The sequence below is a fragment of the Patulibacter medicamentivorans genome (assembly GCF_000240225.1).
GTDB lineage: Bacteria > Actinomycetota > Thermoleophilia > Solirubrobacterales > Solirubrobacteraceae > Patulibacter > Patulibacter medicamentivorans.
On record NZ_AGUD01000317.1, the window covers coordinates 1 to 9644 of the forward strand.

At 73.5% G+C, this 9644-nt stretch carries 9 protein-coding genes and 1 pseudogene; 9 read left to right on the forward strand and 1 reads right to left on the reverse strand.

Annotation, left to right across the window (positions count from 1 at the left end):
- From PAI11_RS27655 to PAI11_RS25120, 4 genes and pseudogenes are all read left to right on the forward strand, one after another.
- Positions 1-205 (forward strand): annotated as a pseudogene (locus PAI11_RS27655) (hypothetical protein); the annotation flags it as partial.
- The gene (locus PAI11_RS22865; RefSeq protein ID WP_007579231.1) at positions 202-948 is read left to right on the forward strand and encodes an endonuclease III domain-containing protein; all 747 of its coding nucleotides are present in this window, start codon (positions 202-204) and stop codon (positions 946-948) included. The pseudogene PAI11_RS27655 and the gene PAI11_RS22865, both read left to right, overlap by 4 nt.
- A gap of 112 nt (positions 949-1060) precedes the next feature.
- The gene (locus tag PAI11_RS22870; RefSeq protein ID WP_007579233.1) at positions 1061-2548 is read left to right on the forward strand and encodes an SDR family oxidoreductase; all 1488 of its coding nucleotides are present in this window, start codon (positions 1061-1063) and stop codon (positions 2546-2548) included.
- A gap of 150 nt (positions 2549-2698) precedes the next feature.
- The gene (locus PAI11_RS25120) at positions 2699-3262 is read left to right on the forward strand and encodes a Uma2 family endonuclease (RefSeq protein WP_007579234.1); all 564 of its coding nucleotides are present in this window, start codon (positions 2699-2701) and stop codon (positions 3260-3262) included.
- Positions 3263-3280: 18 nt separating this feature from the next.
- Here PAI11_RS25120 and PAI11_RS22880 read toward each other — a convergent pair whose 3' ends face one another.
- Positions 3281-3934 (reverse strand): hypothetical protein, encoded by a 654-nt coding sequence (locus PAI11_RS22880; protein ID WP_007579236.1) that lies wholly within the window; start codon positions 3932-3934, stop codon positions 3281-3283.
- Positions 3935-4163: 229 nt separating this feature from the next.
- Between PAI11_RS22880 and dnaK the strand changes: the two genes are divergently transcribed.
- The 5 genes from dnaK to PAI11_RS22905 form a co-directional block, all read left to right on the forward strand.
- Complete coding sequence (dnaK, locus tag PAI11_RS22885; protein WP_007579241.1) at positions 4164-6062, forward strand: molecular chaperone DnaK; 1899 nt, start codon at positions 4164-4166, stop codon at positions 6060-6062.
- A gap of 27 nt (positions 6063-6089) precedes the next feature.
- Entirely contained in the window at positions 6090-6737 is a 648-nt protein-coding gene (locus tag PAI11_RS22890) for a nucleotide exchange factor GrpE (protein WP_007579243.1), read from the forward strand.
- On the forward strand, positions 6738-7853 hold the full coding sequence (gene dnaJ, locus PAI11_RS22895; protein ID WP_007579245.1) for a molecular chaperone DnaJ: 1116 nt from the start codon (positions 6738-6740) through the stop codon (positions 7851-7853).
- A complete protein-coding gene (locus tag PAI11_RS25125) occupies positions 7854-8363 on the forward strand; it encodes a heat shock protein transcriptional repressor HspR (protein WP_007579247.1) in 510 nt (169 codons plus the stop codon).
- A 137-nt stretch (positions 8364-8500) separates the two neighbouring features.
- The coding region (locus tag PAI11_RS22905) for a hypothetical protein (protein WP_040601475.1) at positions 8501-9644 on the forward strand (1144 nt) is incomplete at its 3' end.

Sequence of the window (9644 nt, forward strand, 5' to 3'; positions counted from 1 at the left end):
CGACCGCACGGTCCCTGCCCCGCCGGCGGCCCCGGCCGTCGACCCGACCGGGGTCGAGGCGGCCCTCGCCGGCACGCTGCTGGCGGCGCTCGAGCTGTCCGCCTGGTACCCGGCGGCGGTCGCCGCCGCGCTGCCCGAGGCCGTCGCCGAGGCCGCCGCGGTCGCCGCGCGCTGGGGCGGCCTGGAGCCCGTGGACCCGGCGTGACCCCGGCGGCGACCGCGACCGTCCCCCGCGGGGCCTGGGTCGCGCCGACCCGACCGCGGATCCGCGCGCTGCGGGAGCGGCTCGCGTGGATCTACGGGGTCCCGGTCCAGCCGCCGCACCGCGATCCGCTGGCCGAGCTGGTCCTGACCGTCCTCTCGCAGTCGACCAACGACCGCAACCGCGACGTCGCCTACCTGCGGCTGGTCGAGCGGCTTCCCGACTGGGAGCTGGTCGCCCGCGCCCCGGTCGAGGAGATCGAGGCCGCGATCCGGCCGGGCGGGATCTCGAAGGTCAAGTCGGTGCGGATCGCGGCGATCCTCGACGCGATCGCCGAGCGCAGCGGGCCGACGGCGCGCGCGCTCGGCCTCGATCCCGCCCCGGACGCGTCGCCGCTGGACCTCACGTGGATGGAGGCCGCGCCGGTCGCCGCGGGACGCGACTTCCTCTGCGAGCTGCCCGGCGTCGGGCGCAAGACCGCGGCCTGCGTGCTGCTGTTCGCCTACGGGCTCCACGACGTCCCGGTCGACACCCACGTCCAGCGGGTCGGCACCCGGCTGGCGCTCTTCCGGCCGGGCGCGCCGCTCGACGAGCTGCACGACGAGATGCTGTGGATCACCCCCGAGGGCGCCGGGCTCGAGCTGCACGTCAACCTGCTGCGCCACGGCCGCCGCACCTGCCACGCGCGGCGGCCGGCCTGCTCGGAGTGCGCGCTGCGGCGGATGTGCCCCGGGCGCGTGGCGTGAGCGGCGCGGTGCTCCGGTAAGGCGGCGCCTACCGGGGCGGCTCCCGGCGGCGGGGCTCGCGTACCCTTTCCCGAGCACGTCGCCGGACAGTCGAGAGCGTGCGAGGACGCGCATGACGACGGGCCGAGACGGACAGACCACGCACGAGGCGACCACGGGCATCGACCCCGAGGAACTGGACCGGACCCTGCGCGTGCTGGCGCAGGTCGAGGCGCTGCCGGTCGACCATCCGGACGCGATCGCCGTCCAGCGGGCGACGTCGAAGATCTACAAGACGGTCCGCACCCGCCGGCGCAAGGAGCGGCTCGACGCGATCCGGACGCACGACGAGGCGGTCGACGCCCGCACGGCGACGGCCGCCCCCGGGCGGATCGACGACGAGACCGCGGGGATCCCGCTGACGTCGGACGCGCGCGGCGCGACCGCGGGGCGCCTGAAGCAGTCGCGCTCCTGCTACATCTGCAAGCAGCACTTCGTCGACGTCGACGCCTTCTACCACCAGCTCTGCCCGCCCTGCGCGGCCAAGAGCCACGACCGGCGCGACGCCCGCACCGACCTCACCGGCCGCCGTGCGCTGCTGACCGGCGGCCGGGCCAAGATCGGGATGTACATCGCGCTGCGGCTGCTGCGCGACGGCGCCGACCTGACGATCACCACCCGCTTCCCGAACGACGCCGTCCGGCGCTTCACGGCGATGCCCGACAGCGGCGAGTGGCTGCACCGGCTGCGGATCGTCGGGATCGACCTGCGCGATCCCGCCCAGGTCGTCGCGCTGGCCGACGAGGTCGCCGCCCGCGGGCCGCTCGACGTCCTGATCAACAACGCCGCCCAGACCGTCCGGCGCTCGGCCGAGGCCTACGCGCCGCTGGCCCGGGCCGAGCTCGCGCCGCTGCCGGCGGGCGAGCTGCCCGAGGTCGTCACCCTCGGGCGCGCCGACGACGCGCACGCCTTCGGCGACGCCCAGGCCGGCGCGCTGGCCGAGGTCGCCGGATCGCACTGGGCGCCGACGCCGCACGCGCTGACCTCGATGGCGCTCGCCGCGGGCTCGGCGACCTTCGACAAGGTGGCGATGGGCCGCGCGATCGACGCCGGCGGGCTGGTCCCGGACCTGCACCACACCAACAGCTGGGTGCAGACGGTCGACGAGGTCGACGCGATGGAGCTGCTCGAGGTCCAGCTCTGCAACATGACCGCGCCGTTCCTGCTCGTCAGCCGCCTGCGGCCGGCGATGGCCGCGTCGCCGGCGCGTCGCAAGTACGTGGTCAACGTGTCGGCGATGGAGGGCCAGTTCTCGCGTGGCTACAAGGGCCCGGGCCATCCCCACACGAACATGGCCAAGGCGGCGCTGAACATGCTCACGCGGACCAGCGCCAAGGAGATGCTCGAAGCCGACGGGATCCTGATGACCGCCGTCGACACCGGCTGGATCACCGACGAGCGCCCGCACCCGCAGAAGCAGCGGATGGCGTCGATCGGCTTCCACGCCCCGCTCGACCTGGTCGACGGCGCCGCGCGCGTCTACGACCCGATCGTCCGCGGCGAGGCCGGCGAGGACCTCTACGGCTGCTTCCTGAAGGACTACGAGCCGTCGCCCTGGTAGCCGGGCGGGGGTCGCTGCGACGTTCCGGTCACCTGGCGACCACCACGTGACGGGCGGCGTCGGCGGCCCGTTTCGGGGGGTGTGGATCGCCGGCCTGGCGGGTCATCGAAGGGATGGACTCCTTCGACGAGCGGACCTACGATGAACGCCATGGCGGCGACCAAGAGGATGATGGCGGCCGAGTTCCTGGCGCTGCCCCTGCCCGAGCACGAGCGGCTGGAGCTGATCGACGGCGAGGTCGTCGTGCAGCCTGATCCGCTGATGGTCCACCAGCTGGCCGTCGGCACGGTCTTCGCCGAGCTGCGGGCGTGGTGCCGCGCCGCGCCCGACAGGGGGCTGGCGGTGATCAACATCGACACCGGCCTGGACGACCGCAACGTGCTCCAGCCCGACGCCCAGTGGTTCGCGCCGGGGACCGCCTTCGGGCCGTTCGATCGCCGTCCGCAGCCGCTCGGGGAGATCGTCGTCGAGGGCCGCTCGCCGTCGACCTGGCACCGCGACATCGGCGTCAAGCGGCGCCTGTACGAGCAGCACGGCGCGCGCGAGCTGTGGCTCGTCGACCCGACCGCGCGGACGGTCGCGCTGCTGCGTCGCAGCGCGCCCGGGCAGCCGGTCTTCGACGTCGCCGTCGAGCGGCGCGAGGGGCAGGACGTCGACTCGCCGCTGCTGCCGGGCTTCGCGCTGCCGGTCGCCGAGATCTTCGACGGGCGCTGATCGCTCCGGCCGGCGGACTCAGTCGCGGTCGGCGGCCGTCGTCACGGCGTTCGACGGGCCGCTCGCGGCGACGAGCGATCCTCCCCGGGTGAAGCCGGCGACCGACAGGTCGCGGTCGACGGTGCCGAGGTCCTCCGGCTGCCACGTCGCGGGGATCACGGCGACGGGTCCGGGACGCGCGATCACCTGACGGCCGACGCGGACCTCGATCCGGGCGATCCGCTCGTCACCGGCGACCAGCAGCACCGGCCGCGAGGGCACCTGCCGCTCGTCCCCGACGGTCAGCGGCTTCGGGCCGACCGTCCGCGACCGGACGAGGTACTGCGCGGCCAGCGCGGGGCCGGTCGTCGCCCGGGGCGACGTGGGGTCGCGGGCGTCGCGCGGATCGATCGCCAGCGCCGTCGCCTCGTCGCGTCCGGCGACCGCCGATCCGCCGACCGCGGCCACGACCCGGTCCCGCGCGCGGTCGTACGGGCCGGGCGCCTCGAGGGTGCGCCGCGCCAGGACGGTCGTCGCGCCCAGCGTCGGCAGGGGCTCGTCGAGCACGAAGCGCAGCACCGGGAGGCCGGCCGGCTCGGAGCGACCGTCGTCCGACCCGGCCGCGATCAGCCGCTGCCGGGCCGGCAGGTCCAGCCGCGGCAGCCGGTCGGCGATCGGCCGGTCGATCAGCACGACCGCCCTCCAGCCCGTCGCGGGGCGGCCGCCCCTCCTTGAGATCGACCCACAAGATCTGATACAACTCCACTCAGATGTTGGCGGCCGTTGGTAGGCTGGCGACACGCAGCCCGCGACCGCCGGGCCGGCAGCGACGAGGCACCCGCGAACCGGGGGCCCGCCCGACTCCCCCGGCGCGCGACACGCGGGCTCCGATCACGACGAGCACGAGCAAGAGGAATCCCGCATGGGCAAGATCATCGGCATCGACCTGGGCACGACCAATTCGTGCATGGCCGTCCTGGAGGGCGGCGAGCCGACCGTCATCGAGAACGCCGAGGGCGGCCGCACCACGCCGTCGATCGTCGCGTTCGCCAAGGGCGAGCGGCTCGTCGGCGCGGTCGCCAAGCGCCAGGCGGTCACCAACCCGACGAACACGATCTCCTCGGTCAAGCGCTTCATGGGCCGCAAGGAGGCGGAGGTCCACGAGGAGGAGTCGATCGTCCCGTACAAGGTCGTCGCGGGCCCCAACGGCGACGCGCGGATCGAGGCCGAGGGCAAGCAGTACAGCCCGCCGGAGGTCTCGGCGATCACCCTCGCCAAGCTCAAGGCCGACGCCGAGGCGTACCTCGGCGAGTCGGTCGACGGCGCCGTGATCACGGTCCCGGCCTACTTCAACGACGACCAGCGCCAGGCGACCAAGGACGCCGGCAAGATCGCCGGCCTCGACGTCAAGCGGATCATCAACGAGCCGACCGCCGCGTCGCTCGCCTACGGCCTCGACAAGGAGTCCGATCAGACGATCCTCGTCTTCGACCTCGGCGGCGGCACGTTCGACGTGTCGGTGCTCGAGATCGGCGACGGCGTCTTCGAGGTCAAGTCGACCGCCGGTGACAACCACCTCGGCGGCGACAACTTCGACAAGGCCGTCGTCGACTGGCTCGCCGGCGAGTTCAAGAAGGACCAGGGCATCGACCTGAAGGCCGACCCGATGGCCCTCCAGCGGCTGTTCGAGGCCTCGGAGAAGGCGAAGATCGAGCTCTCCTCGGCGCAGGAGACGCAGATCAACCTGCCGTTCATCACGGCCGACGCGTCCGGCCCGAAGCACCTCGACGTGCGCCTGACCCGCGCCAAGCTGACCGAGCTGGCCTCGAGCCTGCTCGACCGCCTCGTCGCCCCGGTCCGTCAGGCCCTGGACGACGCCAAGGACAAGGGCGCGGCGAACATCGACCACGTCGTGCTGGTCGGCGGCATGACCCGCATGCCCGCCGTGCAGGACAAGGTCAAGGAGCTGACCGGCAAGGACCCGCACCGGGGCGTCAACCCGGACGAGGTCGTCGCCGTCGGCGCCGCGGTCCAGGCCGGCGTGCTCGCCGGTGACGTCAAGGACGTCCTGCTGCTGGACGTCACCCCGCTGACGGTCGGCATCGAGACCAAGGGCGGCGTGATGACCAAGCTGATCGAGCGCAACACCACGATTCCGACCCGCAAGAGCGAGATCTTCTCGACCGCCGACGACAACCAGCCGTCGGTCGAGATCCACGTCCTCCAGGGCGAGCGCGAGATGGCGACCTACAACAAGTCGCTCGGCAAGTTCCAGCTGACGGGCATCCCGCCCGCCCCGCGTGGCGTGCCGCAGATCGAGGTCACCTTCGACATCGACGCCAACGGCATCCTCAACGTGTCGGCGAAGGACCTCGGCACCGGCAAGGAGCAGAAGATCGAGATCAAGGCCGGTGGCGGGCTCTCCGACGCCGAGATCCAGCAGATGGTCTCGGACGCCGAGTCGCACGCCGACGAGGACCGCAAGGCGCGCGAGCTGGCCGAGGCCCGCAACGTCGCCGAGCAGGGCGCGTACCAGGCCGAGAAGCAGCTGACCGACCTCGCCGAGCAGATCGACGAGACCTCCCGCACCGAGATCGAGGAGGCCATCAAGGGCGTCCGCGAGGCGCTCGACGGTGGCGATGCCGAGGCGATCAACGCCAAGCGCGAGGCGCTCGAGCAGGCCTTCCACAAGGTCTCCGAGCAGATCTACCAGCGCGCCCAGGAGCAGCAGGCGGCCCAGGCCGAGGGCGCGGCCGGCGGGGCGTCGGGCGGCGATGACGTCGAGGACGTCGTCGACGCCGAGGTCGTGGACGAGAAGTAGCTCGCGACCGACGCCAGGAGCACGCGCATGAGCGAGCAGCACGACACGCCGGACGGGTTCGCCCCGTCCGGCCCCGGCCCCGGCGACGAGGGCCTCGCGACCGAGGCCACGCCCCAGGAGGCCGCTGCGGCGGCGGACCCGGACGCGGCCGCGGGCGAGGCCCGCGGCGACGTCGAGGGCGTCGCCGAGGAGGTCCTCGACGGCGAGCCGCCGACCGACGGCGAGGCCGCCGAGGCGGCGCCCGAGGAGCCCGACTGGAAGGACAAGTACGTCCGCGCGGTCGCCGAGCTGGACAACGTCCGCAAGCGCGCGCGCCGCGATGCCGCGGCCGGCGAGCTGCGGGGCGTCTCGCGCCTGGCGCGCGAGCTGCTGCCGGCGCTCGACAACCTCGATCGCGCGCTCGCGCACCTGACCGAGGCGCCCGACGCCGGCGACGCCCAGATCGTCGAGGGCCTGCGGATCGTCCACCGCGAGCTGCACGGCGCGCTCGCGCAGGCCGGGATCGAGTCCTACGACCCGACCGGCGAGGAGTTCGATCCCCGCTACCACGAGGCGCTCAGCCAGCAGACCGCGCCCGAGGGGACGCTCCCGGGCACCGTGGTGACGGTGTACCAGCCCGGCTACCGCCTGCGCGACGAAGTGCTGCGGCCGGCCAAGGTGATCGTGGCGGGGTAGATGGCGACCCGACAGGACAACACGCCCGATCTCTACGCCGTCCTCGGCGTCGACAAGAAGGCGACGCCGGACGAGATCAAGAAGGCGTACCGCAAGCTCGCCCGCGAGTACCACCCGGATCGCAACCCGGGGGACACGGCGGCCGAGGAGCGGTTCAAGCAGGTCTCGGCGGCGCACGACATCCTGTCCGACGCCGAGAAGCGCAAGGAGTACGACCGCGCGCGCTCCTTCGGCGGGCTCGGCGGGGCGTTCTCGACCGGTGGCGCCGGGTTCGACTTCGGCGACAGCGGGATCGGGGACATCCTCGGATCGGTCTTCGGCGGCCGTGGCGGCAGCGGGCAGCCGCGCACCCGGCGGCCGAACGTCCAGCGTGGCCGCGACCTGGAGGCCGAGGTCACGTTGTCGTTCCGGCAGGCGATGGACGGGGCCCAGATCCCGCTCAGCGTCCGGACCACCACGACCTGCACCACGTGCTCGGGCACCGGCGCCAAGCCCGGCACCAGCCCGACCGTCTGCCCCCGCTGCCAGGGGCGCGGGGTCGAGTCGCAGGGGCAGGGGCTGTTCTCGATCAGCCAGCCGTGCGGACGCTGCCACGGCTCCGGCACCGTGATCGAGGATCCCTGCCCGACCTGCGGCGGCGAGGGCGCGGTCCACGCGACCAAGCGCTACCGCGTGAACGTCCCGCCGGGCGTCAAGGAGGGGTCGCGGGTGCGGCTGGCCGGCAAGGGCCAGGCCGGACGCAACGGCGGCCCTCCGGGCGATCTGTTCGTGATCACCCACGTGCGCCCGTCCGAGGTCTTCGAGCGCAAGGGCGACGACGTCGAGGTCACCGTGCCGCTGTCGATCGCCGAGGCGGTCCGCGGCGCCGACATCGAGGTCCCGACCCTCGACGGCCGCAAGAAGCTGCGGGTCCCGCCGGGCACCAAGCACGGGACGCTCCAGCGCCTGCGCGGCGAGGGGCCGCCGCGGCTGGGCGGCGGCGGCCGCGGCGACATCCGCTACCGGTTCGTGATCGAGGTCCCGGAGCCGTCCAGCGACGAGCAGCGCGAGGCGGTCGACCAGCTCGCCGGGCTGTTCCCCGCCGCCAGCCGTGAAAGGCTCTTCAAGGAGTCCTAGATGGCTGACGACGAGCGTCGCACCCGCACGACCCGCACTACCACGACGACGATCCACGTCGACGCGGATCGCGGCGTGTTCATGATCTCGGTCGCCGCCGAGCTGGCCGAGATGCACCCCCAGACGCTGCGGATGTACGAATCGCGCGGCCTGATCGAGCCCAAGCGCTCGCCCAAGGGCACGCGCCTGTACTCGCACAGCGACGTCGACCGCCTGCGGCGGATCCAGCAGATGACCAACGAGCTCGGCCTCAACCTGGCCGGGGTCGAGCGGGTCCTCGAGCTGGAGATCGAGCTGGAGCGGGAGAAGCGCCGCTACGCCGACGCCGCCGCGCGGCTCGAGCAGCTCCAGCAGGAGACGGTCCAGATGCGCGACCGGCTGCAGGCCGAGATGCAGGCGGAGATCGCCAAGCTCCGCCAGCGCAACGAGATCGTCCCGTACCGCCCCAACACCGAGATCGTGCCCGCCCGGCCGCCGCTGCGGATCCGGATCGAGCGGGACGACGACTGACCGATCGCCGCGACCGCGGGTCGCGACGGGGTCCTCCGGGAGACCCCGACGACCGTCGATCGCCGTACCGGAGGGGGTTGCGTCTGCACTAAGGTGCCGCGCATCCCGCTGTCGTCGCCGCGTGAAGGACGTCCCGCATGAGCACTGCCGAGGCCCAGGCCGCACCACCGCCACTCGCCGTCGGGTCGACCCTCGACTCCGGGTTCGCGCTGCTGCGCCGTCAGCCGCGGGCGCTGCTGCTGCCGCAGCTGGTGATCAACGTGACCGCGCTGGTGGTCGGCGTCGTGATCGGCGTGGTCGGCTGGCTGCTGCTCGGCCACGTCGCGACGAAGCTCGAGACCGATCGCCAGAGCACCTTCTTCGGCGACAGCGAGCTCGTGATCCGCAAGGTCCCGCAGTTCACCGACGGGCAGACGACGATCCTGGTGATCGCGGTCGTGCTGATCGCGGTCGTGCTCGTCTGGGCGACGATCGCCGCCGCCGTGTCGGTGGTCCGCGGGGCGGAGCGGGCGCTGGCCGGCGAGCCGGCGCTGGCGGTCAAGCCCGCCGTCCGCCAGGCGCTGGGCGCGACGCCGAAGCTGTTCGGGCTCGGGGTGGTCTACTCGATCGCCTGGCTGATCGGGATCTTCGTCCTGGCGATCGTGGTGGCGATCTTCGCCGAGGCCTCGTCCGGCCTGGCGGTGCTGGCGGGCATCGCGGCCTTCCTGCTGGTGGTCTACGTCTCGGTGCGGCTGTTCCTGTGGCCCTTCGTGCACCTCTCGGAGGGCATCTCGTTCGCGTCGTTCGGTCGTGCCTGGCAGCTGAGCCGTCAGCGCTTCTGGGCGCTCTTCGGGGTCCTGCTGCTGGTGACGATCGTGGTCTTCGCGATCAACTTCGTGGTCAGCATGGTGCTCGAGCTGGCCGTCGGCGGGCTCTTCGCCCTCGACGACGTGGCCGGCGCGGTGGCGCTGATTCCCTACGTCGCGCTCTCGGTCGTCTTCAGCCTGGTCCTCGTCGCCGGCTACATCGCTCCGCTGGTGGTGGCCCACCGGACGCTGGCCGGCACCGACACCGCGGCCCTCTGGCGGGCGGCCGAGGCGATGCGGCAGCCGACGCCGGCGTCCGATGCCTTCGGCCGGCCGGCCGCGGCCGCCGGCCCGTGGGCGGCCAGCGAGCCGGGGACCTGGGCCGGCTCCGACGCCGCGCCGCCGCCGGCCACCGCCGGCGGCTCCGACGACGAGGGCCCGTCCGACGAGGGCCCGTCCGACGAGCGCCCGGGCGGCGGGTGGGCGCGCCCGGTGG

What these genes read in the sequence shown, in the direction of transcription:
- PAI11_RS25125 (WP_007579247.1), top strand. Translation starts at nt 7,854, where the DNA reads ATGGCTGACGACGAGCGTCGCACCCGCACGACCCGCACTACCACGACG.
- PAI11_RS22870 (WP_007579233.1), top strand. Translation starts at nt 1,061, where the DNA reads ATGACGACGGGCCGAGACGGACAGACCACGCACGAGGCGACCACGGGC.
- dnaJ (WP_007579245.1), top strand. Translation starts at nt 6,738, where the DNA reads ATGGCGACCCGACAGGACAACACGCCCGATCTCTACGCCGTCCTCGGC.
- PAI11_RS22890 (WP_007579243.1), top strand. Translation starts at nt 6,090, where the DNA reads ATGAGCGAGCAGCACGACACGCCGGACGGGTTCGCCCCGTCCGGCCCC.
- PAI11_RS25120 (WP_007579234.1), top strand. Translation starts at nt 2,699, where the DNA reads ATGGCGGCGACCAAGAGGATGATGGCGGCCGAGTTCCTGGCGCTGCCC.
- dnaK (WP_007579241.1), top strand. Translation starts at nt 4,164, where the DNA reads ATGGGCAAGATCATCGGCATCGACCTGGGCACGACCAATTCGTGCATG.